The organism is Agrococcus lahaulensis DSM 17612 (assembly GCF_000425105.1).
In the GTDB taxonomy this organism is placed as follows: Bacteria; Actinomycetota; Actinomycetes; order Actinomycetales; family Microbacteriaceae; genus Agrococcus; species Agrococcus lahaulensis.
Map to the genome: position 1 here is coordinate 372740 of NZ_KE384303.1, position 26041 is coordinate 398780.

Consider the following 26041-nt stretch of genomic DNA (forward strand, 5'->3'; position numbering starts at 1 on the left):
CGCACCCCCGTTCGTCGAGTAGCGGCCGCAGGCCGCGTATCGAGACGCGTCACGGTCGTCTCGATACGGCCCTGCGGGCCTACTCGACGAGCGGGTGCCCTGCGGGCCTACTTGACGAGCGGGTGATCTGCCGAGCGGGTGGCGCGTCAGCGCACCTGCCGCGCCTCGAACTGCATGCGCGGGTGCGCGAACGCATCCTGCGCCTGCACGATCCGCAGCTCGCGCTCGCCCGAGTCGAGCGTCACCTGCAGCAGGTCGAAGACGCTCGAGGCGGTGCGCTCGAGCGCGACCTTCGCCGAGCCGCTCTCGCGGTAGTGCGCGGTGAAGAGCGCGCTCGTGACGTCGCCGGAGCCGTTCGCCTTGAACGGCAGGTGCGGGGTCTGGAGGATCCACGCCCCCTCGCCGTCGACCGCGAGCATCTCGATCGTGTCAGCCTCGCGGTCGGGCCGCAGCACGCTCGTGACGAGCACCGTGTCGGGGCCGAGGTCGCGCGCGCGGTCGACCGACTCGAGCGTCGACTCGATCGTGTCCGGCTCCGTGCCGGTCATGAAGCCGAGCTCGAACTGGTTGGGCGTGATGATGTCGGCGACCGGCAGCGCGCGCTCGCGGATGAGCGGCGGGATCGTCGGGGCGACGAAGCAGCCCGACTTCGCGTTGCCCATCACCGGGTCGCACGTGTACGTCGCCTGCGGGTTCGCGGCCTTGACGCGCGCGACGGCGTCGAGCACGACCTCGACGATCGCCTCGCCGCCGAGGTAGCCCGAGAGGACGCCGTCGACCGTGCCGAGCACGCCGCGGTCCTCGATGCCGGCCACGACGGCGCGCACGTCGTCAGCAGGGATGAGCGGCCCGCCCCACGCGCCGTAGCCCGTGTGGTTGGAGAAGTTGACGGTGAGCACCGGCCAGACCTCGTGCCCCGCGCGCTGCAGGGGGAAGACGGCCGCGGAGTTGCCGACGTGCCCGTAGGCGACGTGCGACTGGATCGACAGGAACCTCATCCGTCGATTCTCGCACTGCGCGCCGGTCGCGCCGTGCGTCAGCGGTCGACGACCTCGATGCCCGCCGTCGTGGGGCCGAGCACCGTCGCGACGACGTGGTGCGCCGCGGTGTCGGGCTGGCGATCGATCGCGAGGCTCCAGAGCGCGATGGCGAAGCCCGTGCCCGCGAGCGCGACGCCGATCCACGCGGGCGCGAGGTAGCCGAGCCCGGCCGCGATGACGGCGCCCCCGAGGGCCGCGCCGATCGCGTTGCCGACGTTGAACGCCGCGTGGTTCGTCGCGGCGCCGAGCAGCTCCGCATCGCCCGCGATGCCCATGATGCGCGCCTGGATCGCCGGGTTGAGCACCGATCCGGCGCCGCCGATCATGAACGCGAGCGCGAAGAGCGCGACCGGCTGCCAGCCGAGCAGGCCGAACAGCGCGAGCGAGGCGATGAGCACGGGGAAGGCGATGAGGATCGTGCGGCGGATGCTGCGATCGGCGGCCCAGCCGCCGATCGCGTTGCCGATCGTCATGCCGACGCCGACGGTCGCGAGCAGCCACGCGATCGCCGGCTCGGGCAGGCCCGCGACGCGCGTGACGATCTCGGCCGCGTAGGAGTAGACGGCGAAGAAGCCGCCGAAACCGATGCAGCCGACCGCGATCATGAGCCACAGCCTGGGGTTCCGGAACGCCGAGATCTCGCGCTTCGCGCTCCGCGTCGGATCACCCGGCTGCCGGGGGAGCAGGATCGCGGCGAGCACGAGCGTGACGAGGAAGATGGCGGCGACGGCGACGTAGGTCCAGCGCCAGCCCGCCGCCTGCCCGAGCCACGTGCCGAGCGGCACGCCGATGATGTTCGCGATCGTGAGGCCCGAGAGCGCGAGCGCGACGCCGGCGCCCTGCCGGCCCGGCCCCATGATGCGCGCGGCGAGCAGCGCCGCGACGCCGAAGTAGGCGCCGTGCGGGATGCCGGCGACGAACCGCGCGGCGACGGTGAGCTCGAACGTCGGCATGAGGCCGCTCGCGAGGTTCGCGACCGCGAACGCGGCGGCGAGCAGCAGCACGAGCGACTTCTGCGACATCCGCGCCGCCCACGCCGACACGAGCGGCGCGCCCACGACGACGCCGAGCGCGTAGGCGGTGATGAGCCAGCCGGCGTGCGCGATGCCGCCCGCCGGGTCGGCGTCGAACGCGGGCACGAGGTCGCTCGCGGCGAGGGGGAGGATGCCCATCGTCGCGAACTCGGTCGTGCCGATCCCGAATCCGCCGAGCGCGAGGGTGAAGAGCGCGAGGGACCGTCGCGCGGGAGTCAGCTGCATGCTGCTGTCGATGCTACGCGCCGGGCTCTGGGGCGGATGCGCTCCGGCGGCCTCGCTTGCTACATTGGTAAGGCTTGCCTCACTTGAGGCGCACATCCCCGGGAGGCTTCGCATGGCAGGACCCGAGCGCGTCGCCGCGGTCGCACCGAAGTTCATCGAGCTCGAGGTGCTCGACAACCAGCAGGTGTCGCCCCACATCCGTCGCGTCACGCTCGGCGGCGACGAGGTCTCGGCGATGACGCCGCAGGGCTACGACCAGTGGTTCCGCTTCTTCATGCGCCGCGAGGGGCAGGACGTCCTGCGCGTGCCGAAGAGCCCCTCGACCTGGTTCCCGCAGTACCTCGCGATGCGCGAGGCGCACCGCCCCTGGATCCGCAACTACACCGTGCGGGGCTTCCGGCTCGAGGCGGGAGAGCTCGACATCGACTTCGTCTGCCACGAGGACCCGGGCCCGGGCGCCGCGTGGGCGATGGCCGCTGAGCGCGGCGAGCGAGCGGTGCTGCTCGACGAGGGCCTGCTCTACAACGACGACGGGCTCGAGGGCGACATCCTCATGGTCGGCGACGAGTCGGTGCTGCCGGCCGTCGCGGGCGTGTGCGACTCGCTCGCTGACGATGCGCGCGGCACGATCGTGCTCGAGGTCGGCCACCGCGACGACATCCAGGACTTCCACCGGCCGGCGGGCATCGACCTCCGCTGGGTCGAGCGCGGCAGCGTCCGCGAGGGCGAGGCGGCGCTCGAGGAGCTGCGCGGCCTGCGCATGCCCGAGCAGTTCGGCTACGCCTACGCGGCGGGGGAGCAGAGGCTCGCCACGGGCGCCCGACGCCACCTCGTCCGCGACCGCGGCATCGACAAGCGCCGCATCACCTTCACGGGCTACTGGAAGCTCGGCAAGGCCTACGTCTCCTGAGCCGAGCGGCGGAAAGTTCGCGCGAACTTTCGCCAGGGTGACGTTGCGGCCATCCTGACCGTCCGTTTCGACGGTGGTGACGCATCCGCTTGCCTAACGTGTAAGCCGTGGCATCCGCAACCGTTCCCGCCGTCGACAGCGCCCACCAGGCGTGGCTCGACCGCGTCGCCCTCGCCGAGTCCGCCGTGCCGATCATCGGGCGCCTCTACCGGGAGCGCGACGTCGTCACGCACGTGCACGGCAAGCAGCTCGTGAACCAGTCGCCGATCGAGATCCTGAAGGCGCACAAGTGGGCGCGGCGCGTGGGCGAGCGCGTCCTCAGCATCGAGGACTCGATGGTGGTGCTGCGCCTCGTCGACGAGCTCGGCATCCGCGGCGTCTCGCTCGACCTCGGCCTGCTGCTGGGCGATGCGCCCGAGAGCGGCCTCGAGGACTGGGCTCGCGAGCGCGTCGCCGAGCTGCCCTCGTGGGAGCAGGACCAGCCCACCGACGTGGTGCTCTACGGCTTCGGCCGCATCGGCCGGCTGCTCGCGCGCATCCTCATCGGCCACGCGGGCCGCGGCCTCGGGCTGCGCCTGCGCGCGATCGTCGTGCGCCGCGGCGGCGAGAACGACCTCGAGAAGCGCGCGAGCCTGCTGCGCCGCGACTCCGTGCACGGCGCGTTCCAGGGCACGATCGAGATCGACCGCGAGGCGAACACGATCCTCGCGAACGGCACGCTCATCCAGGTCATCTACTCCGACGACCCCTCGAGCGTCGACTACACGCAGCACGGCATCGAGCACGCGATCGTCGTCGACAACACCGGCAAGTGGCGCGACGAGGCGGGCCTCGCGCAGCACCTCGAGTGCCCGGGCGTCGACCGCGTCGTGCTGACCGCGCCGGGCAAGAGCCCGCTCAAGAACGTCGTCTTCGGCGTCAACCACGACACCATCGGCGCCGACGACCGCATCGTCACCGCCGCATCCTGCACGACGAACGCCATCACGCCCGTGCTCAAGGTCATCAACGACGCGTACGGCATCGAGCACGGCCACGTCGAGACGGTGCACTCGTACACGAACGACCAGAACCTCATCGACAACTTCCACAAGGGCGCCCGCCGCGGCCGCTCGGCGGCGCTCAACATGGTGCTCACCGAGACCGGTGCGGCGAAGGCCGTCTCGAAGGCGCTGCCCGAGCTCGAGGGCAAGCTGACGGGCAACGCGATCCGCGTGCCGACGCCCAACGTGTCGATGGCGATCCTCAACCTCTCGCTCGAGCAGGCCGTCGAGCGCGACGCCGTGAACGACCTGCTGCGCCGCACCTCGCTCACCGGCGAGCTGCGCGCGCAGATCGACTTCACCGACTCGGCCGAGGTCGTCTCCTCCGACTTCGTCGGCAACAACCGCGCAGGCATCGTCGACGGGCTGGCGACGATCGCGAGCGGCAAGCACCTCGTGCTCTACGTCTGGTACGACAACGAGTTCGGCTACTCGTCGCAGGTCATCCGCGTCATCGAGCACATGGCCGACCAGATGGCCAAGGCCCGGCAGCTCGCCCCGGCCTGACACGACTTGCCCCCGTCGGGACTCTCCTGGGTGGAGGCCCGACGGGGGCAAACCCCCTCGACGCACAGCACGCATCCGATAGCGTCGTCGCCATGCGCGAGGTGACCGAGGAGCAGCTCCGCGCGTGCTTCGTGAACGCGACGCGGCGCGAGCTCGAGCAGCTGCCCATGCCAGGGCTGCACGAGACCATCTGGGACGAGCGGGAGTACCTCGGCTGGCGCGGCGAGCGCTCGAGCCGGATCGGCTACATCGTCCACTGGCGCGGCGACGAGCTCGTCGGCGTCGTCGTGCGCGCGGCGCCCGGCGGCCTGCGGCCCGGCATCGCCGCGATGTGCTCGATGTGCCACTCGACGCAGCCCGCGACGCAGGTGCGGATGTTCAGCGCGCGGCTCGCGAGCCTCGAGGGCGACACCGGCAGCTCGATCGGCACCTACCTGTGCGAGGACCTCGCGTGCTCGCACATCATCCGCAGCGGCCCGCCGCACCTGACGAGCCCCGCGCGCATCGCCGCGCGCGGCGCCGCGCTGCTCGAGCGGCTCGAGCGCTTCACCGCCCGCGTCGAGCGCGCGACGCGGGAGGCGCGCGGCGGCTGAGCGCGGCGGGGTTCGATAGCGTCGGCGCGTGAACGACACGCAGCGCAGCGACGACTCCAAGCCCGCCACCGACACCGGCATCACGCAGCTCGACGACGAGCTCATCACCACGCGCCACACGCTCGCGACCGACGAGGGCGAGCTCGCCTACACGGCACGGTCGGGCCGCGTGGTGCTGTGGCAGGAGAAGACGGAGGACGACGTCTTCCGCGGCCGCCGCGCCCGCGCGCAAGTGGCGATCACCGCCTACACGCTCGACGGCGCCGACCCGACGCAGCGACCGGTCACCTTCGCGTTCAACGGCGGCCCCGGATCGGCGAGCGTGTGGCTGCACATGGGCGTGCTCGGACCGCGCCGCGTCGTGATGGGCGATGCCGGCTCGCTCGCCGCGCCGCCCTACGGCATCGCCGACAACCCCGAGTCGCTCCTGCGCGTCTCCGACCTCGTCTTCATCGATCCCGTCTCGACCGGCCGCTCGCGGCCCGCGGAGGGGGAGAAGGCGAAGGACTTCCACGGCTTCACCGCCGACATCGAGTCGGTCGCCGAGATCATCCGCCAGTGGGTGACGGCCGAGGGCCGCTGGCTCAGCCCGAAGTTCCTCGCGGGGGAGTCGTACGGCACGACCCGCGCCGCGGGCCTCGCGCATCACCTGCAGAGCGAGCTGGGCATGTACCTCAACGGGCTGCTGCTCATCTCGAGCGTGCTCGACTTCTCGACCGCCAACTTCGAGCGCGGCGGCGACCGGGCGCACGCGATGTACCTGCCCTTCTATGCCGCGACCGCGTGGCAGCACGGGTTCCACGAGGGCCGCTCGCTCGAGGAGGTCGTCGCCGAGGCGCACGAGTACGCCGCGCGCGACTACCCGTACGTGCTGGGTCGGGGCGCTCGCCTGACGGCGGAGGAGCGGGCGGATGCGGTGGCTCGCGTCGCGCACCTCACCGGCCTGAGCGAGACCTACGTCGACCGCGCCGACCTGCGCATCGAGCACTGGCGCTACTTCGGCGAGCTGCTGCGCGACCGCGGCCTCACCGTCGGCCGGCTCGACTCGCGCTTCACCGGTCCCGCGGCGAGCGGCATCGCCGAGCACATGGACGCCGACCCGTCGATGGACGCGATCCTCGGGCCGTACGCCGCCGCGTACCAGCACTACCTCCACCACGAGCTGGGCGTGCGCGACACCGGGCCGTACCACGTGTTCGGCAAGGACGTCATCGAGCACTGGAGCTACAAGGAGTTCGAGAACGCGCCCGTCTACGTCATCGACCGGCTCTCGCGCGCGATGCGGCAGAACCCGCACCTCGCGGTGCACTTCGCCTACGGCTGGTTCGACGGGGCGACGCCGTTCTCGGCCGCGGAGGACTCGGTCGCGCACCTGCAGATCCCTGCGGCCCTGCGCGACAACCTCGAGCACCGCTACTACGAGGCCGGCCACATGATGTACGTGCACGAGCCCTCGCGCGTCGCGCAGGCGGCGGACCTCGCCGACTTCGTGCAGCGCCGCTCCGGCCGCTCCGCTCCCTGAGCCGCTCCGCGCCGGAGGCGCAGAGCGTGTCGAAGGGGGAACCGACCTCTCCTGCATGCGGTAGGCTGTCTTGGTTGCCTCCGGGCGACTCGATCGCGAGAGCGACGGGCTGTGGCGCAGCTTGGTAGCGCACTTGACTGGGGGTCAAGGGGTCGCAGGTTCAAATCCTGTCAGCCCGACGGAAAAGCCCTGATGAGAAGCCATTCTCATCAGGGCTTCGTCATGTCTGGCGACGAGTTTTCGTTGGTCCCCCCGGTCCCCTGAGCAGACTGAGGGCACGTGTTCGTCGGCCGCCGAAGAGGCTCCTGGGTCTCGCGGCGGCTCCTCCTGTGGATAAGGGGACCAAAAGGGGACCAGAACGCCGATCGACGGCCTTCAGCGCCCGCTTCGAGGGCGGCCGCTTGCGAGCGTCGTGGTACGTCGACGGGGCGATCGTGGCGCCGTGCTCCGAGAGCACGCGGCAGATCGGCTCGACCCCGAACACGTCACGGTGCTCGTCGATGAACGCAGTCAATACTTCGGTGGGCGGCCTGGCTCCGCCGCGACGAACGCCGACGCCGCCTTGAGGATCTCGTTCGCCCGCCGCAGCTCCGCGTTCTCACGCTTCAGCTCGCGGATCTCGGCGATCTCCTGCGTCGTCTTGCCCGGCCGGTTGCCGCCATCGACCTCCGACTGCCGCAACCACTTCCGCAGCGTCTCGGGCGAACCGATGCCGAGCTTGCCCGCGATCGAACGGATCGCCTCGAACTCGCTCGGGTACCGGCCATCGACTCGACGACCGTCCGGACTGCGCGCTCCCGCAGCTCCCGCGGGTACTTGCTTGGACGTGCCATGACTCCATCCCTCAATCAATGGAGCCCCCGGACACCCCAGGGCGGTTCGCCCTAGCCCTGGGCCTCGCCGAGGCGCGCTTCGGGCGTGAGCTCGGCGCGGAGACCGCCGCCGGTCGCAGCCCGGGCAAGAGCGCGACCCAGCGCAGGTGCCTGCTTGAACAAATTGTGACCGGCCACGAAGAAGACAGAGCCTGCCTCCCACACGGCCACGCCGTCCTCACTCCACGGGAGGTCGGTCACCCAGCAGTGAAGGAAGTCGCGCGGCTCCGGGTGGAGACCGGGCAGCGCCCGTGTCACGTATTCGCGTGCGCGTTCGTCCAGCGATCGAATCGCCGCCGGGTCGATGAAAGTTCCGTCGTCGCGGACGCCGACGGTGTCGCTGAGTCCGACTGAATAGTTGCTGTTGCCCGGTAGCGGCGTCGCGTAGACGCCGACTTCGCCGAAGACGCCGCTGCTGTCCTGCAGGCACGCGACTCGTGCCGGGGCGGCGGCTTTCACGTCGAAGGTTAGCCTGACGTGTGCGGCAAGGCGAACCGGCAGCGACAGGCCGACGCTGCGTGCCAGGCGGGCGGTTTCGCGGCCCGCGCACACGACCACCTTCGAGTAGACAGCCCGGTCGGTGACGCTGCGCACCTCGACCGTCCCGTCGCCGCGGGGATCGATGGAGATGACCTCACCGGTGGTGACCGCATCTGCGAGGGCACCCGTGAGTGCCGAGATCGCGGCGCGGGTGCGGATCGCGCCGCCCGACTCGTCGAGCACCGCCGGCCCCGAGTACCCAGCGAGCAGCGGCATCCGCTGGGCGACCTCGGCCGCATCGATCTCGTGCGCTTCCACGCCGCCGACCTGGTCGAGCACCCGCAGCCGCGCCAGGGCGCTGTCTCCGATCGCCAGGACACCGTCTGATGAGACCAGCTCGACGTCGAAGTGCTCGGCCCACTCATCCCATACGCCGCGGCTTTCGCGTGCGAGAGCGACGAGTCGCGGGTCGTCGTGGGCATGCCGGAAGATCCGCGCCTCGCCTGCGGACTGACCCGTCCCGGGCAGACCAGCCTCGTACAAGCGCACCGACACGCCCTGCTCCCGCAGCGCGTACGCCGTCGACAGACCGACGATCCCGCCCCCGATCACTGCTACCTCGGGTGAACGCGTCGAGGCGACGCCGTCGTCAGTTCCTGTCATCGCGGTTCCTCGATGTGTTGGTGATGAGTGGCCGAGAGAGGAGGGGTCGCTGCGCGCGGTGACTTCGGGCTTGCACAGCCCGCTGACGTCGTGGCAGCGGCCCCTTCGCTTGCGGCCTATCGCTAGTACTCCCGGTCTGTGGCGTCAGGCGGGGAGCTTGGAGCCCAGTACGTCGAGCTTCTCGATCGTCGGTTCGGAGAACAATGTGCCGGTCTGCTCGCCGAGAGCTACCGCAACAGGGCCGGACAGGTGGGCGTCACGTCCGGCGTCATCGGGGAACACGTCGAAGATCCCGAACGAGGTCGGCCCGAGGCGGATCGCGAACCACGCGGTGGTCGCGTGCTCGTCCTCAACAAGCGCACGGCCGCTGTCGAGGAACTCCTCCACGTCGTCCTCTTTCCCGGGCAGCGCGTCAAACCTGACCAGCAATCCCTTGGTCACACTCATGACTTCTCCTCTTCCTTTGTCGGGGCGCCCCCGAGTCGGGACACTATCGCCTCGGGTGATGAGATTCTTGTCGACCACCACGCCTTGGTCGACGACGTCGGGGCCGGCGTTGCGCAGGTCGGTGCGAATGCTCGGGAACGACGTCTGGGTGCGACCGGCGGCCACGCCAGCCTCGACCAACGTCCACGGCGCGTGACAGATCGCTGCCACGGGCTTGCCACTTCCGACGGTATCGGGATCCTGCATACGCTGGTGTCGTCTTCGACGGAAGGGTCCATCGTGCATCCAGCAGCAGAGCAGCCCGCGCCGCAGCACAACCCGGGCGCTGACGAGCACAGCATCCCGGAGCTCGAGGCCGATCAGGCGGTGCCGCCGCGTCCTGAGGAGGAGATCGCTGACGTCCTGCGGTCGGAGCCGGACACGGCGGATCATCGGCAGCGGGACCGCTGACCGTGACCTCGGGGGAGCGCCCCCGCTCCGTGATCGAGGTCGAGCCGCCTGTCTATCGCGCGCCCATGCGGTCGAGGCTGCCCGCCGTCCCGGAGGGCGCGGGCGTCGAGCGGGCGCTCGCCCAGGGCCTCGTCGGCATGGGCGGCGCGCTCGACCCGGCGCCGCGCACCGTCGCCGAGGCGGCGACGGTCGCCGCCGAGCAGCACGACGAGCGGCTCGCCGCTCGCATCGAGCGCTTCGCCGACGCGCCCGACGGCGCCTTCGTCTGGACTCGCGACGACGACGGGCTCGCCTGGCTCGGGCAGTTCGCGGGGCCGTGGCGCTACGACGCGAGCCCGGATGCGTCGGCCGCCGACCTCGTGCACGTGCGGCCGTGCGAGTGGCTCGGCGCGCCGGTCGCCGACGCCGACGTGCCGCCCGCCGTGCGAGCGACCTTCTCGCGCGGCGGCCGCAACTGGCAGCGCACGCACGACCCGGCCGTCTCGCGACTCTCGGCGGCACTCTGGGCGCGCGGCGTAGGGTGACGCGGACAGGCGTCCCGCCTGCCGAGAGGAGCGCATCCGTGATCCCCACCACCACCGCCCACAGCGGCCTGCAGCTGCCAGTGCTCGGCTTCGGCACCTACAAGCTCAAGGGCCGCGCGGGCGCCGACGCGATCGGCCGCGCGATCGAGCAGGGCTACACGCTGCTCGACTCCGCCTTCAACTACGAGAACGAGGGCACGGTCGGTGCCGCCGTGCGCGCATCCGGTCGTCGTGACGACCTCATCATCACCTCGAAGCTGCCCGGCCGCCACCACGAGCGCGACGCAGCGCTCGCGACGATCGAGGAGAGCGTCGCGCGCACGGGCCTCGAGCGGCTCGACCTCTACCTCATCCACTGGCCGAACCCGCGCGTCGGCAAGTACGTGGATGCGTGGAGCGCGCTCATCGAGGCGAAGGAGCGTGGGCTCGTGCGCGCGATCGGCGTGTGCAACTTCCTGCCCGAGCACCTCGAGCGCCTGCAGGCGGAGACGGGTGTGCTGCCCGAGGTCAACCAGATCGAGCTGCACCCGTACTTCCCGCAGGAGGAGCAGCTCGCCTACGACCGCGAGCACGGCATCATCACGCAGGCGTGGAGCCCGCTCGGGCGGGGCAACGACCTGCTCGAGCGCGACGAGGTCGTGGAGATCGCCCGCGCGCACGGCGCGACGCCCGCGCAAGTGCTGCTCGCGTGGGCGATCGCGCGCGGCGCCGTGCCGCTGCCGAAGGCCGCGTCGGTCGATCGCCAGCGCGAGAACCTCGGTGCGCTCGACGTGGCGCTCGCGGAGGACGAGATCGCCGCGATCACCGCGCTCGGGCGGCCCGACGGGCGGCTCGCCGACCAGGACCCAGCGTCGTACGAGGAGATGTGACGCCGCCGCGCATCCATCACGAATGAACCACCGACCGAAGGGAGCGCACATGCGCGCCATCGTCCACGACCGATTCGGCGAGCCCGAGGACGTGCTGCACGTCGCCGAGCGACCCACGCCCGAGCCCGGGCCGGGCCAGGTGCGCGTGCGCACGACGCTCGCCACCATCCACAACCACGACCTCTGGACCGTGCGCGGCACCTACGGCTTCAAGCCCGAGCTGCCCGCGGGCAGCGGCACCGAGGCCGTCGGCGTCGTCGAGGCGCTCGGCGAGGGCGTCGACAGCCTCGCGATCGGCGACCGCGTCGTCGCAGGCGCCTTCGGCGTCTGGGCGGAGTCGTTCGTCGCCGACGCGCGCGGCCTCGTGCCGGCGCCGGATGGACTGCCCGACAGCGCGGCCGCCCAGCTCGTCGCGATGCCGTTCAGCGCCGTGAGCCTGCTCGAGAGCCTCGACCTCGCCGAGGGCGACGTGCTCGTGCAGAACGCCGCGAACGGTGCCGTCGGCCGCATGGTCGCGCAGCTCGCGCCCGGCCGCGGCATCCGCGTCATCGGCCTCGTGCGGCGCCGGGAGGCGGTCGAGGAGCTGCGCGAGGCCGGCATCGAGGGCACCGTCTCGACGTCGGAGGACCATTGGCGCGAGCGCGTCCGCGAGCTCGCGGGCGACGGGCGCATCGTCGCCGGCGTCGACTCGGTCGGCGGGCCGGCTGCCGGCGACGTGCTCTCGGTGCTCGATGAGGGCGGCACGCTCGTCGTCTTCGGCGCGATGGCCGCACCGACCCTCGAACTCTCCTCCGGCGACCTCATCTTCAAGCACACGACCGTGCGCGGCTTCTGGGGCAGCACCGTGGGCCGCACGATGGACGCCGCGACGCGCGAGCGGCTCTTCGCCGAGCTCGCGGAGCGCATCGGCGAGGGCACGCTCACGCTCCCGGTCTCGAGCACGCATCCCTTCGAGGACGTGCGAGAGGCGGTGCGCGCGAGCCTGACGCCTGGCCGCGTCGGCAAGGTGCAGCTGCGGCCGTAGCCCGGGTCGCGCCCACGAGACGATCAGGCGCTCTGCATAGTGTCGGGGCGGGGAGGAGCACCATGGACGACTCGACGGGCGACGCTCCGCGCCGCATCCTCATCACGGGCGCGACGGGCGGCATCGGCCTCGTGCTCTCGGAGCGGCTGCAGGGCGACTACGACGTCGTCATGCACGGCCGCACGCCGCGGAGCCCGCGGCAGGAGCGCGAGCTCCGCGAGGCCGACCTCACCGACTTCGACGCCGTGCGCTCGCTCATGGACGGCATCGACACCGTCGTGCACCTCGCCGGCAGCGCGAGCCCCGAGTCGACGTGGGACGACGTGCTCGGCGCCAACATCGTCGGCACCCGCAACGTGCTCGAAGCTGCCCGCGAGGCGGGCGTCCGCCGCGTCGTGTTCGCCTCCTCGAACCACGCGATGGGCATGTACGACCGGCTCGAGCAGTGGCCGGTCTACCCGCACCACTTGCCGCGCCCCGACTCGCTCTACGGCGTCTCGAAGGCGTTCGGCGAGACGCTCGGCCGCTACTACGCCGACGAGCACGGGCTCTCGTTCATCGCCCTCCGCATCGGCTGGATGACCGACGACCCGGCGAGCGCCGACCTCGACATCCTGCACGCGATGTGGTTGAGCGAGGACGACGCCGTGCAGGTGTTCCGCTGCGCGATCGAGGCGCCCGTCGACTTCGGGCTCTACTACGCGATCTCCGACAACCCGAACCGGCGGTGGGACCTCACGAACACCATGCTCGACCTCGGCTACCGGCCGAAGGACTCGTGGGCGGATGCGGCACCCGATGGCGAGGACGTCGTGCCGGAGGGGAAGTCGGTGCCCGACTCGTGGCCCGAGGGCTCGTAGGGGTCAGCTCGGCGACACGGCGTCGTCGGACGCACGCCCGATGAGCAGGTCGACGAGCCGCGCGGCGTCGTCGGCGGTCGACGAGGTGCGGCTGAGGGCGCGCAGCACGACCGCGCCGATGAGCGCCTCCGCGAGCTGCTCGGTCGCGACGCCCGGCCGCAGTCCCGTCGTGGTGCCGATCGCCGCGTCGAGGCGACCGGAGATCGAGGCGGAGCCGGTCAGGCTGTCGCGCAGCCGCGCCCCCACCTCGGGATGCTCCGCGGCCGCGGCGAGGAGCGAGAGGACGAGTCCCGGTTCGTCGTCGATCACCGCGAAGACGGTCGTGAGCCACGCGTGCATGTCGGCGCGCACGTCGCCCGTGTCGGGCAGCGCGAGCCGGTCGTCGAAGAGCAGGCCCTCGAGCAGGCACTCCGCGACGAGCGCGCCCTTCGAGCGCCACCAGCGGTAGATCGTCTGCTTGCCGACGCCGGCGCGCGCGGCGACGCCCTCGATCGTGAGGTGCTCGTAGCCGCGCTCGGCGAAGAGCGCCGCGGTCGCGTCGAGGATCGCGATGCGGGCGGCCTCGCTGCGGACGGGACCCGTGCGGGGGAGGGACATGGCACCTCCAGGGCCACAGGAAAGACGAGACGGTGCGTGTTATCTTAGGCCCCGCTTGTCGTCGTCGGGAGCGCTCGGCCTCGGCTCGCGCGCGGATCGGAAGGGCCTCATGGCCGAGCTGCTGCACCGCTTGGGAACGTTCGCCGCGCGCCGCGCGTGGACGGTCCTCATCGCGTGGATCGTCATCCTCGCCGCCGCGGTCGGCGGCTTCCTCATCGGCTTCAAGGGGCTCTCGTCGAGCTTCGACATCCCCGGCACGGCCTCCGGCGAGGTCGTCGCCGAGCTCGAGCGCGAGCTGCCGGACTTCGCCGGCGCGACCGGCACCGTCGTCGTGCACGCGACCGACGGCGCGATCACCGAGGAGCAGCGCGAGCAGCTCGCCGAGCTCATCGAGGGCGCGGAGTCGCTGCCCGACGTCTCGGCCGTCAACGACCCGTTCGCGACCGAGGCCGAGCGCGCCGACCAGGCGCAGCAGCTCGAGGACGGCCGCGCGCAGCTCGAGGCCGGGCAGGAGCAGCTCGACGCGGGCCTCGCCCAGCTCGAGGCGGGCGCCGCGCAGCTCGAGGCCGGTCAGGCGCAGCTCGACGCCGCGCGAGCGCAAGCCGAGGCCGCCGGCTTCCCGGCCGCGCAGCTCGACGCCCAGCAGGCGCAGCTCGACGCGCAGCGCACTGTCATCGACGAGCAGCGCGCGCAGCTCGACGAGGGGCAGGCCGAGCTCGACGAGCAGGCCACCCGGCTCGAGCGCGGTGAGGAGCTCCTCTCGCTCGCCGACGGCATCCGCCTCGTCTCCGAGGACGGCGCGACCGCCCTCGTGACCGTCTCGTACACCGAGACGCGCCTCGAGCTGCCGCAGGAGTCGAAGGACGCCACGATGGCGCACTTCTCCTCGCAGCCCATCGACGGGCTCGAGATCTCGTTCTCGACCGACATCGCGCAGGGCGTGCCCGAGATCCTCGGCATCGGCGAAGCGGTCGGCGTGGCGCTCGCGGCGGTCGTGCTCGTCGTCGTGCTCGGCTCGCTGCTTGCGGCCGCCCTCCCGATCGTCACGGCGCTGCTTGGCGTCGCGATCGGCGCGATGGCCGTGCTGTCGTTCTCGGGGGTCGTGCAGATGGCGTCGGTCACGCCGATCCTCGGCGTCATGCTCGGCCTCGCGGTCGGCATCGACTACTCGCTCTTCATCATCTACCGCCACCGCAAGCAGCTGCTGCGCGGCGCCGGCGTCGTCGAGTCGATCGGCCTCGCGAACGGCACGGCGGGCAACGCGGTCGTCTTCGCGGGCGTCACGGTCATCGTCGCGCTCCTCGCGCTCGGCATCACGGGCATCCCCTTCCTCGGCCTCATGGGCGTCGCGGGCGCCGTGAGCGTCGCGATCGCCGTGCTCATCGCGATCTCGGCAACGCCGGCCCTGCTGGGCCTCGCCGGCCGCCGCATCCTCAGCCGACGCGCGATCGCGAAGGCCGACGCGGCGGGTGACGGCGCGGATGCGCTGCGCTCGGTGCGCCCGATGTCGACCGCCCGCGCGGTCCTCGGCGCCGTGCTCGCCGTCGCGGTGCTCGCGACGATCGCGATCCCGGCGCTCTCGATGCGCCTCGGCTTGCCCGACGGTGCCTCCGAGCCCGCCGAATCGACCGCCTACCGGGCCTACAGCCTCACCGAGGAGGCGTTCGGCGAGGGGCAGAACGGCCCGCTGCTCGTCACCGCGACGATGCCGGGCGGCCTCGACGACGTCGAGGTCGAGCGGCGCCAGCTCGCGGTCGCGCGCGAGCTCGCGGCGAGCGACGACGTCGTGGCGGTCGCGCCCATCGGCGTCTCCGACGACGCCGCGGACGAGGCACGGCTCGCGGTCTTCCAGGTCGTGCCCGCCGAGGGCCCCAACAGCGAGTCGACCGAGGCGCTCGTGCGCGAGCTGCGCGAGCGGCCGGCGATCGAGGGCGACATGCCGCTCGGCGTCGCCGGCCAGGCGGCGAGCAACATCGACATCTCCGAGGGCCTCGCCGACGCGCTCCCGACCTACCTCGCGGTCGTCGTCGGGCTCTCGTTCCTCATCATGGTGATGGTGTTCCGCTCGCTCCTCGTGCCGCTCATCGCGACCGGCGGCTTCGTGCTCTCGCTCTTCGCGACCTTCGGCGCGGTTACCGCGGTGTTCCAGTGGGGCTGGCTCGGCGGCCTCTTCGGCGTCTCGGAGCCCGGGCCCATCCTGAGCTTCCTGCCCGTCATCCTCACCGGCATCCTCTTCGGGCTCGCGATGGACTACCAGCTCTTCCTCACGACCGGCATGCGCGAGGCGTACGTGCACAGGGCGGATGCGCGACTCGCGGTCGCGCGCGGGTTCCGGGCGGGGCGCAGCGTCGTCATCGCCGCCGCGCTCATCATGATCGCCGTCTTCGCCGGCTTCATCGCCTCGGAGTCGATCATCATCAAGGCGATGGGCTTCGGGCTCGCGCTCGGCGTGCTGCTCGACGCCTTCGTCGTGCGGATGCTGCTCGTGCCCGCGATCATGCACCTCGTCGGCCGCGGCGCGTGGTGGCTGCCGCGCTGGCTCGACCGCATCATCCCGAACGTCGACGTCGAGGGCGCGGGCCTCGAGCGGCGCCACCCGGGCGCGAGCACGGGCAGCGTCGACGCGGTCGCCGCCGGCGCGACCGCGCAGCGCTGAGGCGCGAGGCGGGGCTCAGAGGAGCGAGAGCTCCCGGAGCTTCGCCTCGACCTCGTCGTTCGTCGGCTCGACCTGGTGCGAGCCGTCGGGGAAGACGACGACCGGGATCTGCATGCGGCCCGAGATGCGCTGCGCCTCGCGCGTCGCCGACTCGTCCTCCTCGAGGTCGATGTAGTCGTAGGGCACCGCGAGCCCGTCGAGCTGCTGCTTCGTGCGCCGGCAGTCGCGGCACCAGTCGGCGCCGTACACCCGGATCGTCGTCGTGTCGGTCATGCCCCCACGGTACGTGAGCGCCGCTCGCTTCCGCCACGCACGAGCGCGGCCAGCAGCCGCCATCCGACCAGGAGCGCGAGCAGCGCGAGGGTCGCGACGACGACGAACGGGAGGGCCGTGCCATGCCCGCTGAGCGCGCGCAGCAGCATCCCGCCCACGACCGTCACGAGCCACACCGGCACGCCGGTGCGGAGCGGCGCAGCGGGCCGCCGCCACGCGAGCGAGACGAGCCATCCCGCGACGAGTGCGGCGAGGAAGGGCCAGGCCGTCGTCGCGAGGCCGATGCCGCCGGCGCCCAGCACACCCGCGCCGCCGTCGTCATGGCTCGCGCGGCCGATCGCCGCGAACGCGACGACGAGCGCGGCGTCGAGCGCGAGCGCTCCCGCGAGGAGGCGCGAAGGGGCTGCGGCGCGGCGGGTCACCCCTCGACCGTAGCTGCACGGCGCATCTGGCATGCTCGGCTCCATGGAGCAGGCCACCGCGACCGCACTCGACGTCGAGGCGCTGCGGGCGCGGTTCCCGTCGCTCGCCTCGGGCATCGCCCACTTCGACGGACCGGGCGGCACGCAGACGCCGGCCGAGGTCGGCGAGGCGATCGCCCGCACGCTCACCGGTCCGCTCTCGAACCGCGGCTCGAGCGTCGCGAGCGAGCGGAACGCCGACGCGGCGGTCGCCGCCTTCCGTGCCGCCTACGCCGACCTGCTCCGCGCCGACCCGCGCGGCATCGTCTACGGGCGCAGCGCGACGCAGCTCACCTACGACGTCTCCCGCGCGCTCGCGAAGCAGTGGGCGGCGGGCGACGAGCTCGTCGTCACGCAGCTCGACCACGACGCGAACGTGCGGCCGTGGCTCCAGGTCGCCGAGCGCGTCGGGATGACGGTGCGGTGGCTGCGGCTCGACCCCGCGACGGGGCAGCTGCGGCTCGACGAGCTCGACGAGGTCGTGACCGAGCGCACGCGCCTCGTCGCCGTCACCGGCGCATCCAACCTCATCGGCTCGAAGCCCGACCTGCCCCGCATCGCGGCCCGCGCGCACGAGGTCGGCGCGCTCGTGCACGTCGACGGCGTGCACCTCGCCGCGCACGACGCGATCGACGTCGCCGCGCTCGGCGCCGACCTCTTCGTCTGCTCGCCCTACAAGTTCTTCGGCCCGCACTGCGCGGTGCTCGCCGCGTCGCCCGAGCTGCTCGAGTCGCTGCACCCCGACAAGCTGCTGCCCTCGACCGACGCGGTGCCCGAGCGCTTCGAGCTCGGCACCCTGCCCTACGAGCTCATGGCGGGCGCGACTGCGGCCGTGGACGTCATCGCGAGCATCGCGGGTGCCCCGGTCGAGGATGCCCAGCGCGACCGCCGCGAGCGCCTCGTCGCCGCCAACGCGCTCGTCGAGCACCACGAGCGGCGCCTGCGCGAGCGCATCGAGGTTCACTTGCGCGCGCTCGAGGGCCGGCTGACGCTGCACTCGGTCGCCGAGGAGCGCACGTCGACGCTCTTCGTCACCTTCCGCGACCGCGACCCGTTCGCCGTCGCCCGCGCGCTCGCAGCGCGCGACGTGCTCGCGCCCGCCGGCACCTTCTACGCGCACGAGCCGTTCCTCGCGCTCGGCACCGGCGCCGAGGCGGGACTGCGAATGGGGCTCGCGCCCTACAACGACGACACCGACGTCGACCGGCTGCTCGAGGGGCTCGACGCCGCGCTCGCGTGATGGCGAGCGGGGGATAGCCCCCTGGTTGCGGCGCCGCACGCGTGCCTACGCTGAGCTCGACCCGCCCACCGGCCCGACGCGAAGGAGTCGATCGTGACCGACACCGCGAGCAGTGCGCCCGCTTCCGTCCCGGCCCCTGCGCCGAAGCTGCCGCCGCGCTGGTTCGTACGCTCCGCGTGGGTCGTGCACCGCGCGCTCTACCGCGTCACGAGCGGCCGCTTCGGCCTCGCGCGGCCGAGGCCGGGGAAGTTCGGCATGCTGCGCCTGCACACGATCGGCCGCCGCTCGGGCGAGCCGCGCGTCGCGATCGTCTCCTACTACGAGGAGGGCGAGGCTCTCGTGACGATGGCGATGAACGGCTGGGCCGACGCGCACCCCGCCTGGCTCCACAACCTCCGCGCCCACCCCGACGCATCCGTCGACCTGCCCGACGGTCCGCGCCTCGTGCACGCCCGAGAGGTGTCCGGGCTCGAGCGCGAGCGCCTGCTCGCGGGCTTCGACGCCTTCCACGAGGGGCCGGCGATGGCGGAGTACGAGCGGGCGCGCCGGCGCGCGACGCCCGTCGTCGTGCTCGAGCCGCGCGCGGGCTGACCCTTCGCGCCTCGCGCTAGGGCGCGAAGGCGAGGATGCGGTCGTCGCCCTCCGCGGGCCGGCCGCGGCCGTCGGTGCTGCCGGTGAGCGCCCAGACCGAGCCGTCCAGCGCGGCCACGACGTCGCGCATCCGCCCGTGCTCGCCCTGCCAGTGCACGCTCGAGACCGCGAGGTCGTCGATCGGCACGCGGCGCAGCGACTGCCCGCGCAGGTTCGCGATCCAGAGCGCGTCGCCCGCGAAGGCCATCCCGCTCGGGCTCGCCTCGGCGGGCCGCCACTGCTGCACGGGATCGACGAACCGGCGGTCGCCCGCGGCGCCCTCGACGACCGGCCAGCCGTAGTTCGCTCCCGCCTCGATCGCGTTGAGCTCGTCCCACGTGTCCTGGCCGAACTCGGTCGCGAAGAGCGCGCCGTCATCGCTCCACGCGAGGCCCTGCGGGTTGCGGTGGCCGAGCGTGTAGACCGGGGAGCCGGGGTCGGGGTTGTCGGCCGGCAGCGAGCCGTCGGGCTCGAGCCGCAGGATCTTGCCGGCGAGGCTCGCGGGATCCTGCGCCCGCGTCGGCACGCCCGCGTCGCCCGTCGTCGCGTAGAGCATCCCGTCGGGTCCGAACGCGATGCGCCCGCCGTTGTGGTTGCGGGCCGCGGGGATGCCGGTGAGCAGCTCCTCGGGCTCGCCGAGCGATCGCTCGCCGACGGCGCCCTCGAGCGTCGCGCGCAGGATGGCGTTGCCGTCGCTCCTCGTCGCGTACCAGTAGAGGTGCCCGTCGCGCGCGGCGATGCCGAGCAGCCCGCCCTCGCCGCCGGGCACGACGCCCTCGAGCTCGGCGATCGGGTCAGTGCTGCCCTCGGGTCGCACCTCGACGATGCGGGCCGAGTCGCGCTCGCTCACGAGCGCGCCGCCGTCGGGCAGGAGCGCGATCGACCACGGGCTCTCGAGCCCGGTCGCGAGCGTCTCGGGCGACTCGAGGCTGCCGGTGCGGATGGAGGAGGGCGAGGCGGATGCGTCGGGCACGGCGGGCGCGCCGGTCGCGGCCGGGTCGGTGCTCGTCGCGGGCCGCTCGGCGGGCTGCTCGACGGGCACGCACGCGGCGAGCGCGAGCGCGAGGACGAGGGCGAGCCCGACGGGCGGCGCGACGCCGCGGCGGCGACGGAGGCTCACGGTGCGGCTCCGCTCATGCTCGGCTCCCTCCCCGGGTGCGCTCAGCATACGCGCGGACGGGAGGTACGGTGGCGACCATGAGCACGCCTGCGGCAGGCTTCGCGCTCGACACGAGCGCCGACGTCGATGCGCGGCCGAGGCTGCCGTGGCCCGCGTGGACCGCCGCTGGGGCGCTCATCTTCCTCGCGGCGGTCGCGGGCGTGCTGTTCGCGCCCGCAGGCACGACCGTCGCGGTGTGGTGGCCGGCGGCGGGGCTCTCGGTCGCGTTCGCGCTGCTGCAGCCGCCGCGGCGCATCTGGATGGTGCTCGTGCTCGTGCTCGTCGCGACGACGGTCGCGAACACCGCGGGCGGTCGCACGCTCGTGCAGGCGCTCGGCTTCGGGGCGGCGAACGTCGCCGAGGTCGCGGTCATCGCGGTGCTGCTCGGCTGGGGCCGCGAGCACTTCCAGCTCTCGTCGCTGCGCGCCGGACTGCGCTTCGCGATCGCCATCAGCGTGGGCTCCGCCGCGGCCGGCCTCATCGCGGCGCTCTCGGTCACCGTGCTCGAGAGCGGCTCCTTCTGGCCGACGATCGTGCTCGTCGCGGCATCGCACGCGGCGGCGGTCGCGATGATCGCGCCCTTCGCCGCCCTGCCGCCGCGCGTGCCCGTGCGCGCGAGCACCGTCGAGATGGTCGCGCAGTCGCTCGTGCTCGTGCTCGTCCTCGTGCTCGTCTTCCAGCTCGACTCGAGCCTGCCGCTGTCCTTCGCGCCCTACCCGGTGCTCGCGTGGGCGGCGTTCCGCTTCCCGATCCGCGTGGTGCTCGTGCAGTCCCTCGTCGCGTCGCTCGCGATGCTCGTGCTCACGCTCGCCGGTCGCGGGCCGTTCGCGTCGGCGGCCCTCGACGTCACCGAGCAAGCGGCGGTGCTCGAGGTCTACCTGCTGACGATCGCGGGCTTCGCGCTCGTCATCTCCGCCGCGCAGTACGAGCTGCGCGCCGTCTGGCGACGCCTCGACGCCTCGGCGCGACTGCTCACGGGCAGCGTCGTCGAGTCTCGGCTCGGCCTCGTGCTGTGGCGCCCGGGCCGCGACGCCGCCCGGCTCGCGTGGGCGAACCCCGCGGCGCGAGCGATGCTCGACACCGAGCTCGACGGCGACGACTGGTCGGGACCGGTCGCCTCGGCGGCGGCCGCGGCGATGCGCTCGGGCGGGACGACGACCGCGACGACGGCCGCCGGCCGCACGCTCACGATCGAGGCCAACCCGATCGACGGCGAGGACGACCGCGTCGCGGCGCAGCTGCTCGACGTGACCGAGCTCCTCCGCGCCCGCCAGGCGGAGGTCGAGGCCGGGATCGAGCGCGAGGCAGCGCGCTCGATCCGCGAGGAGCTCGAGCGCCAGCGCGACGACTTCCTCGCCACCACGAGCCACGAGCTGCGCACCCCCATCACGAGCGTCGTGGGCTACGCGGAGCTGCTCGCCGAGTCCGCCGGGCTCGGCGCCTCGGAGCGGAAGTGGGTCGCCGTCATCGAGCGCAACGCCGTGCGGCTCTCCGAGCTCGTCGAGGACCTGCTGACGCTGAGCGGCGGCGCGACCTCCACGCCGCGGCCCAAGGAGCCCGAGCGCATCGACTGCCGCGAGCTCCTCGACGACGCGGCCGCGAGCCTCGCGCCCATCGCCGAGCGCAAGGCGGTGGAGCTGCTCGTCGACGTCGACGAGAGCGTCGCGCTCGGCTCGCGCAGCGACGCCGGTCGCGCGGTGTCGAACCTGCTCACGAACGCCATCAAGTTCACGCCGGCCGGCGGCCGCGTGCTGCTCGGCGCCGACCGCGACGGCGACGCCGTGCGCATCCGCATCGTCGACACGGGGCCGGGCATGAGCGAGGACGAGCTCGCGCACGCGTTCGACCGGTTCTACCGCGCGCCGAGCGCCGTGCGCGACAACGTGCCGGGCACGGGGCTCGGCCTCGCGATCGTCGCCGAGCTCGCCCGTCGGAACGGCGGCTCGATCGAGCTGCGCCGCGCCGACGGGGGAGGGCTCAGCGCCGAGCTGCGGCTGCCGGCCGCGCCGCCGCCGAGCGGCTGAGCGCGCGCTCGAGGTCGTCGATGAGGTCGGCCGGATCCTCGAGGCCGATCGAGAGCCGCAGCACGCCCGCGTGCGGCTTCGCCTCCGCCGCGACCGGCCGGTGCGTGAGCGACGCGGGGTGCTGGATGAGCGAGTCGACGCTGCCGAGCGAGACGGCGTGCGTGAACAGCTCCACCGACTCCGCGACCGCGGCGGCGCGCTCGACGTCGCCGACGTCGACCGCGATCATCGAGCCCGGCCCCGCCATCTGCCTGCCCGGTCCCACGAGGCCCGCGGGGTCGCATCCGTCGAGCCCGGGGTAGTGCACCTCGAGCACGCCGTCCATCGCGGCGAGCGCGCGCGCGACGACCTCGGCTCCCGCCTGCTGCGCTCGCACGCGCAGCGGCAGCGTCTGCAGCCCCCGGTGCATGAGGTAGGCGGCGAGCGGATGCGCGAGGGCGCCCGTGATGGCGCGGACGGGCCGGAGGGCCCGCGCCCACTCCTCGCTGCACGCCACGACGCCGCCGACCACGTCGCCGTGGCCGCCGATGTACTTCGTCGCGGAGTGCAGCGACAGCGCGGCGCCGTGCGCGAGCGGCCGCTGGAGCACGGGCGTCGCGAACGTGTTGTCGACGAGCACGGGCGCGTCGCCCGCGGCGGCGACGAGCGCCGAGAGGTCGACGAGCTCGAGCGTGGGGTTCGCGGGCGTCTCGACGACCACGAGGCCCGTGTCGGGGCGGCACGCGCGGGCGACCGCCTCGACCGAGTCCACGAACGTCGTCTCGGTGCCGAGCAGGCCCGTCGCGAGCAGGTGGTCGGTGCCGCCGTAGAGCGGCCGGAGCGCCACGACGTGGCTGCCGCGGCGCTGGCGCGCGGCCATGAGCACGGCGGTCACCGCCGCCATGCCGGAGGCGAAGGCGACCGCGCGCTCGCCGCCCTCGAGCTGCGCGAGCGCCTCCTCGAAGCGCGCGACGGTCGGATTCCAGAGCCGCTGGTAGACGGCCGAGCCGTCGCCGACGTCGCCGCCGGTCGCGAGCCGCTCGTACGCGTCGCCGCCCGTGAGGACGTCCGGCAGCGGGTTCGTCGAGGAGAGGTCGATGGGGATCGCGTGCACGCCGAGCGACCGGAGATCGTCGCGGCCGGCATGCACCGCGAGCGAGTCGGGTCGGAGGCGAGCGTCATTGCTCGTCGTCATGCATCCGATCATGCCCCAAGTGTCAAGTGATGGATGCGTCCCGCGCGGCCGGGCGGGCAGCATGCGCTCGCCGATGGCAGGATCGAGAGCCGTGACCCTCCTCGCCCAGCCCCTCCGCATCGGCGCCTTCGACGCCCCCAACCGGATCATGCAGGCGGCGCACTCGAAGCAGTACTCCGACCGCGTCGAGTCGGATCGCGAGACCGCCTACTTCGTGCGCCGGGCGCGCGGCGGGTGCGGGCTCTTCGTCGCGGGCAACCACCTCGTGCACCCGAGCGGGTCGACGCGCGGCTTCCAGGACGCCTGGCGACCGGAGGCGGTCGACGCGAACCGGCGCATGACCGACGCGATCCACGAGGCCGGCGCGCGGGTGCTCGTGCAGCTCAACCACCACGGCGCGCAGGCGTCGCCCGAGGGGCCGGACGGCCCGCGCGCGGTGCTCGCACCGAGCCGCATCCTCTCGCCCTCGACGGGCGTCGCGACGGCGGCGGCGACGCCGCGCGACCTGCGGGCGCTCGCGGAGGCGTGGGCCGACTCGGCCGAGCGCGCGAGGCTCGGGGGCTTCGACGGCGTCGAGGTGCACATGGCGCACGGCTACCTGCTGCACCAGTTCCTCACGCCGCTCACGAACCGCCGCACCGACGCCTACGGCGGCGACCTCGAGGGCCGCACGCGCTTCCCGCGCGAGGTGCTGCGCGCCGTGCGCGCCCGGGTCGGGGACGACTTCACCGTCGGCATCCGCATCGTGCTCGACGAGCACCGCGAGGGCGGGCTCGACGCGGCCGCGATGCGCGAGGTCGTCGCGGCGCTCCGCGACGAGGCGAGGATCGACTTCCTCGACACCGCGGCCGGCAGCTACCACGACGTCCACTGGGTGTTCCCGTCGTCCGCGATGCCCGTCGCGTGGCTGCGCGACGACGTCGCGGCGCTCAAGGCCGCGAACCCCGACATCCCGGTGTTCGGCGTCGGCGCGGCGCTGAGCGCCGAGCAGGCGGAGGAGGTGCTCGCGAGCGGCATCGCCGACATGGTCGCGCTCACGCGCGGCCAGCTCGCCGACCCCGACCTCGCCCGGAAGCTCCTCACCGGGGCGACCGAGGGCATCCGGCACTGCATCCGCTTGAACCAGGGGTGCCTCGGGCGCGGCAGCCAAGGGCTGCCCGTCTCGTGCACCGTGAACCCGGAGGTGGGCCGCGAGCTCGAACCGGTGCCGGCCCGGGCCGCGGCGCCGCGGCGCTGGGCGGTCGTCGGCGGCGGACCGGCGGGCCTCCGCGCGGCGCTCGACCTCGCCCGGCTCGGCCACGGGGTCACCCTGCTCGAGCGCGAGCACGAGCTCGGCGGGCAGCTGCGGCGCGCCGCACGCGTGCCGGGCCGCTCCTCCGTCGCGCTGCTCGTCGCCGACCTCGAGCGCGACGCGCGCGCGGCGGGCGTCGAGCTGCGCCTGGGCGAGCCGGCCACGCTCGAGCGCCTGCGCGCGCTCGGCGCCGACGCGGTCGTGCTCGCGACCGGCGCGGTGCCGCCCGAGCGCACCGCGCTCGCGGTCGACGAGGCGTTCGAGGGGGAGCGCCCGGCGACGATCGACGCGTGGCGGGCGATGGACGATCCCGCCGCCCTCGGCGATCGCGTGCTCGTCGTCGACGACGACGGCACGGCGCGCGCGTCCGGCGTGCTGCTCGCGCTCGCGGCGAGCGGCGCGGCGATCGAGGTCGTGACGCCGTTCGAGCGGCTGCTGCCGCACGTCCGCACCGGCTACGAGCGGCAGCTCGTGCTGCGCTCGCTCGCCGCGGGCGGCGTCGTGCGGCGCACCGCCGCCCGCGTGCGCCTCGACGCGGAGCGGGCGTGGGCGGTCGACGTGCTGACGGGCGAGGCGACGCGGCTCGCCGATCCGACGGCGATCGTCGCGCTCACCCCGCCGGAGGCCGTCGGCCTCGACGAGCACGACGCCGAGCGGCTCGAGGCATCGCTCGGCGTGCCCGTGCTCGCGATCGGCGACGCGCGAGCGCCGCGCGGCATCGACGCCGCGATCGCCGAGGCGTGGCAGCTCGCGCGCGACGCCGCCTGACCGACCCTGGCGCACGCCGCCCGACTGCGGCATGCTGACTCCACGCGGCCGCGCGGCCGCAGTGAGGAGCCGAGATGGCAACCCTGCTCAACCCCTACCTCGCGTTCGGTCGCGAGGCTCGCGAGGCGATGAACTTCTACCACGGCGTGTTCGGCGGCGACCTCGTCGTCAGCACGTTCGGCGAGAGCGGCATGGCCGACGACCCGGGCGACGCCGACCTCGTCATGCACGCGCAGCTCACGACCGCCGACGGCCACACGATCATGGCGAGCGACACGCCACGCGGCATGGACCAGCCGAGCGGCCGCCAGCAGGTCTCGCTCTCGGGCGACGACGACGCGACGCTCTCGCGCTACTGGGAGGGCCTGAGCGACGGCGCGACCGTGCTCGAGCCGCTCGTCGAGGCGCCGTGGGGCGACAAGTTCGGCATGCTCGTCGACCGCTGGGGCGTGCTGTGGATGGTCAACATCGCGCCGGTCGCGGGCCGGGGGGCGGATGTGTCGTCGGCGATCGACGACGACGGCGTCGCGACCGCGGGCGGTCACCAGGACACCGCGGAGCAGTGGCACTCCGAGGGCGCGACGCGCGAGCCGAGCTCCGGGCACGAGAACACCGCCGACCAGTGGCCGGCGGACGAGCAGCGGGACCCGGGCGCGCAGCGCTGACCGGCTGAGACGAACGCGGCGCCGGCACCGGGGCGACCCG

The 26041-nt window shown here is 73.3% G+C and carries 23 protein-coding genes, 1 tRNA gene, 2 pseudogenes and 1 other annotated feature; of the genes and pseudogenes, 15 read left to right on the top strand and 11 right to left on the bottom strand.

Annotated features, from left to right (window positions below; all coding sequences use genetic code 11):
* Positions 1 to 146 precede the first annotated feature (146 nt).
* Both pdxY and H508_RS0111195 read right to left on the bottom strand, forming a co-directional pair.
* Positions 147 to 998, bottom strand: a complete 852-nt coding sequence (pdxY, locus tag H508_RS0111190) for a pyridoxal kinase PdxY (protein WP_026374121.1) — start codon at positions 996 to 998, stop codon at positions 147 to 149.
* 38 nt (positions 999 to 1036) lie between these two features.
* Positions 1037 to 2299: an MFS transporter gene (locus H508_RS0111195; protein ID WP_035254771.1), complete on the bottom strand. Its 1263-nt coding sequence runs from the start codon at positions 2297 to 2299 to the stop codon at positions 1037 to 1039.
* A 112-nt stretch (positions 2300 to 2411) separates the two neighbouring features.
* Between H508_RS0111195 and H508_RS0111200 the strand changes: the two genes are divergently transcribed.
* From H508_RS0111200 to H508_RS0111220, 5 genes are all read left to right on the top strand, one after another.
* The gene (locus H508_RS0111200) at positions 2412 to 3209 is read left to right on the top strand and encodes a siderophore-interacting protein (RefSeq protein WP_026374123.1); all 798 of its coding nucleotides are present in this window, start codon (positions 2412 to 2414) and stop codon (positions 3207 to 3209) included.
* Positions 3210 to 3316: 107 nt separating this feature from the next.
* Positions 3317 to 4759: a glyceraldehyde-3-phosphate dehydrogenase gene (locus H508_RS16015; RefSeq protein WP_051223298.1), complete on the top strand. Its 1443-nt coding sequence runs from the start codon at positions 3317 to 3319 to the stop codon at positions 4757 to 4759.
* 92 nt (positions 4760 to 4851) lie between these two features.
* Positions 4852 to 5352 (top strand): FBP domain-containing protein, encoded by a 501-nt coding sequence (locus tag H508_RS16020; protein WP_051223300.1) that lies wholly within the window; start codon positions 4852 to 4854, stop codon positions 5350 to 5352.
* Positions 5353 to 5380: 28 nt separating this feature from the next.
* Positions 5381 to 6874: a S10 family peptidase gene (locus H508_RS0111215; protein ID WP_026374124.1), complete on the top strand. Its 1494-nt coding sequence runs from the start codon at positions 5381 to 5383 to the stop codon at positions 6872 to 6874.
* 105 nt (positions 6875 to 6979) lie between these two features.
* Positions 6980 to 7053, top strand: a tRNA-Pro gene (locus H508_RS0111220).
* A 218-nt stretch (positions 7054 to 7271) separates the two neighbouring features.
* Here the strand turns inward: H508_RS0111220 and H508_RS17470 are convergent.
* The 4 genes and pseudogenes from H508_RS17470 to H508_RS18020 form a co-directional block, all read right to left on the bottom strand.
* Positions 7272 to 7707 (bottom strand): annotated as a pseudogene (locus H508_RS17470) (transposase); the annotation flags it as partial.
* Positions 7299 to 7427: a sequence feature (AL1L pseudoknot), on the bottom strand. (Overlaps the previous pseudogene by 129 nt.)
* 51 nt (positions 7708 to 7758) lie before the next feature.
* On the bottom strand, positions 7759 to 8889 hold the full coding sequence (locus tag H508_RS0111230) for an NAD(P)/FAD-dependent oxidoreductase (protein WP_211220864.1): 1131 nt from the start codon (positions 8887 to 8889) through the stop codon (positions 7759 to 7761).
* A gap of 144 nt (positions 8890 to 9033) precedes the next feature.
* A complete protein-coding gene (locus tag H508_RS17565; protein WP_026374126.1) occupies positions 9034 to 9336 on the bottom strand; it encodes a putative quinol monooxygenase in 303 nt (100 codons plus the stop codon).
* Positions 9337 to 9450: 114 nt separating this feature from the next.
* Positions 9451 to 9768, bottom strand: a pseudogene (locus tag H508_RS18020) (DJ-1/PfpI family protein); the annotation flags it as partial.
* Between the two features lie 83 nt (positions 9769 to 9851).
* On the opposite strand from H508_RS18020, the gene H508_RS0111245 reads away from it, so the two are divergent.
* The 4 genes from H508_RS0111245 to H508_RS0111260 all read left to right on the top strand — a co-directional run bounded on the left by H508_RS0111245 (position 9852) and on the right by H508_RS0111260 (position 13063).
* Positions 9852 to 10310 carry a hypothetical protein gene (locus H508_RS0111245; protein WP_035254924.1) on the top strand — a complete coding sequence of 153 codons (459 nt, stop codon included), beginning with the start codon at positions 9852 to 9854 and terminating at the stop codon, positions 10308 to 10310.
* Positions 10311 to 10348: 38 nt separating this feature from the next.
* Positions 10349 to 11179: an aldo/keto reductase gene (locus tag H508_RS0111250; RefSeq protein WP_156906066.1), complete on the top strand. Its 831-nt coding sequence runs from the start codon at positions 10349 to 10351 to the stop codon at positions 11177 to 11179.
* A gap of 49 nt (positions 11180 to 11228) precedes the next feature.
* Entirely contained in the window at positions 11229 to 12203 is a 975-nt protein-coding gene (locus tag H508_RS0111255) for a zinc-binding dehydrogenase (protein WP_026374130.1), read from the top strand.
* Positions 12204 to 12265: 62 nt separating this feature from the next.
* Positions 12266 to 13063: an NAD-dependent epimerase/dehydratase family protein gene (locus H508_RS0111260; RefSeq protein WP_026374131.1), complete on the top strand. Its 798-nt coding sequence runs from the start codon at positions 12266 to 12268 to the stop codon at positions 13061 to 13063.
* A gap of 3 nt (positions 13064 to 13066) precedes the next feature.
* On the opposite strand, the gene H508_RS0111265 is transcribed toward H508_RS0111260, so the two are convergent.
* Positions 13067 to 13660, bottom strand: coding sequence for a TetR/AcrR family transcriptional regulator (locus H508_RS0111265; protein ID WP_026374132.1), 594 nt, complete (start codon positions 13658 to 13660; stop codon positions 13067 to 13069).
* Between the two features lie 109 nt (positions 13661 to 13769).
* Between H508_RS0111265 and H508_RS0111270 the strand changes: the two genes are divergently transcribed.
* Positions 13770 to 16316 (top strand): MMPL family transporter, encoded by a 2547-nt coding sequence (locus H508_RS0111270; protein WP_026374133.1) that lies wholly within the window; start codon positions 13770 to 13772, stop codon positions 16314 to 16316.
* Positions 16317 to 16331: 15 nt separating this feature from the next.
* On the opposite strand, the gene H508_RS0111275 is transcribed toward H508_RS0111270, so the two are convergent.
* Together H508_RS0111275 and H508_RS0111280 are read right to left on the bottom strand one after the other, a co-directional pair.
* Entirely contained in the window at positions 16332 to 16589 is a 258-nt protein-coding gene (locus tag H508_RS0111275) for a glutaredoxin domain-containing protein (protein ID WP_026374134.1), read from the bottom strand.
* Positions 16586 to 17011, bottom strand: coding sequence for a DUF3054 domain-containing protein (locus H508_RS0111280; RefSeq protein ID WP_026374135.1), 426 nt, complete (start codon positions 17009 to 17011; stop codon positions 16586 to 16588). Before H508_RS0111280 ends, H508_RS0111275 begins: the two co-directional genes overlap by 4 nt.
* A 43-nt stretch (positions 17012 to 17054) precedes the next feature.
* On the opposite strand from H508_RS0111280, the gene H508_RS0111285 reads away from it, so the two are divergent.
* Complete coding sequence (locus H508_RS0111285) at positions 17055 to 18290, top strand: cysteine desulfurase-like protein (protein WP_026374136.1); 1236 nt, start codon at positions 17055 to 17057, stop codon at positions 18288 to 18290.
* 93 nt (positions 18291 to 18383) lie between these two features.
* Positions 18384 to 18881 carry a nitroreductase/quinone reductase family protein gene (locus tag H508_RS0111290; protein ID WP_051223304.1) on the top strand — a complete coding sequence of 166 codons (498 nt, stop codon included), beginning with the start codon at positions 18384 to 18386 and terminating at the stop codon, positions 18879 to 18881.
* 16 nt (positions 18882 to 18897) lie between these two features.
* Here the strand turns inward: H508_RS0111290 and H508_RS0111295 are convergent, their stop codons facing one another.
* The gene (locus H508_RS0111295; protein WP_026374138.1) at positions 18898 to 20040 is read right to left on the bottom strand and encodes a PQQ-dependent sugar dehydrogenase; all 1143 of its coding nucleotides are present in this window, start codon (positions 20038 to 20040) and stop codon (positions 18898 to 18900) included.
* Positions 20041 to 20117: 77 nt separating this feature from the next.
* On the opposite strand from H508_RS0111295, the gene H508_RS16865 reads away from it, so the two are divergent.
* On the top strand, positions 20118 to 22103 hold the full coding sequence (locus tag H508_RS16865; RefSeq protein ID WP_051223307.1) for a sensor histidine kinase: 1986 nt from the start codon (positions 20118 to 20120) through the stop codon (positions 22101 to 22103).
* Here the strand turns inward: H508_RS16865 and H508_RS0111305 are convergent.
* Complete coding sequence (locus H508_RS0111305; RefSeq protein WP_026374139.1) at positions 22057 to 23277, bottom strand: trans-sulfuration enzyme family protein; 1221 nt, start codon at positions 23275 to 23277, stop codon at positions 22057 to 22059. The two genes, H508_RS16865 and H508_RS0111305, sit on opposite strands and share 47 nt — an antisense overlap.
* Before the next feature lie 91 nt (positions 23278 to 23368).
* Between H508_RS0111305 and H508_RS0111310 the strand changes: the two genes are divergently transcribed.
* Entirely contained in the window at positions 23369 to 25336 is a 1968-nt protein-coding gene (locus H508_RS0111310; RefSeq protein ID WP_245569513.1) for an FAD-dependent oxidoreductase, read from the top strand.
* A 74-nt stretch (positions 25337 to 25410) separates the two neighbouring features.
* On the top strand, positions 25411 to 26001 hold the full coding sequence (locus H508_RS16035; RefSeq protein ID WP_084155295.1) for a VOC family protein: 591 nt from the start codon (positions 25411 to 25413) through the stop codon (positions 25999 to 26001).
* Positions 26002 to 26041 lie beyond the last annotated feature (40 nt).

Coding starts and splice junctions, on each gene's coding strand:
- pdxY (WP_026374121.1), bottom strand. CDS start 998: ATGAGGTTCCTGTCGATCCAGTCGCACGTCGCCTACGGGCACGTCGGC.
- H508_RS0111195 (WP_035254771.1), bottom strand. CDS start 2,299: ATGCAGCTGACTCCCGCGCGACGGTCCCTCGCGCTCTTCACCCTCGCG.
- H508_RS0111200 (WP_026374123.1), top strand. CDS start 2,412: ATGGCAGGACCCGAGCGCGTCGCCGCGGTCGCACCGAAGTTCATCGAG.
- H508_RS16020 (WP_051223300.1), top strand. CDS start 4,852: ATGCGCGAGGTGACCGAGGAGCAGCTCCGCGCGTGCTTCGTGAACGCG.
- H508_RS0111230 (WP_211220864.1), bottom strand. CDS start 8,889: ATGACAGGAACTGACGACGGCGTCGCCTCGACGCGTTCACCCGAGGTA.
- H508_RS17565 (WP_026374126.1), bottom strand. CDS start 9,336: ATGAGTGTGACCAAGGGATTGCTGGTCAGGTTTGACGCGCTGCCCGGG.
- H508_RS0111245 (WP_035254924.1), top strand. CDS start 9,852: ATGCGGTCGAGGCTGCCCGCCGTCCCGGAGGGCGCGGGCGTCGAGCGG.
- H508_RS0111255 (WP_026374130.1), top strand. CDS start 11,229: ATGCGCGCCATCGTCCACGACCGATTCGGCGAGCCCGAGGACGTGCTG.
- H508_RS0111260 (WP_026374131.1), top strand. CDS start 12,266: ATGGACGACTCGACGGGCGACGCTCCGCGCCGCATCCTCATCACGGGC.
- H508_RS0111265 (WP_026374132.1), bottom strand. CDS start 13,660: ATGTCCCTCCCCCGCACGGGTCCCGTCCGCAGCGAGGCCGCCCGCATC.
- H508_RS0111270 (WP_026374133.1), top strand. CDS start 13,770: ATGGCCGAGCTGCTGCACCGCTTGGGAACGTTCGCCGCGCGCCGCGCG.
- H508_RS0111275 (WP_026374134.1), bottom strand. CDS start 16,589: ATGACCGACACGACGACGATCCGGGTGTACGGCGCCGACTGGTGCCGC.
- H508_RS0111285 (WP_026374136.1), top strand. CDS start 17,055: ATGGAGCAGGCCACCGCGACCGCACTCGACGTCGAGGCGCTGCGGGCG.
- H508_RS16865 (WP_051223307.1), top strand. CDS start 20,118: ATGAGCACGCCTGCGGCAGGCTTCGCGCTCGACACGAGCGCCGACGTC.
- H508_RS0111305 (WP_026374139.1), bottom strand. CDS start 23,277: ATGACGACGAGCAATGACGCTCGCCTCCGACCCGACTCGCTCGCGGTG.
- H508_RS16035 (WP_084155295.1), top strand. CDS start 25,411: ATGGCAACCCTGCTCAACCCCTACCTCGCGTTCGGTCGCGAGGCTCGC.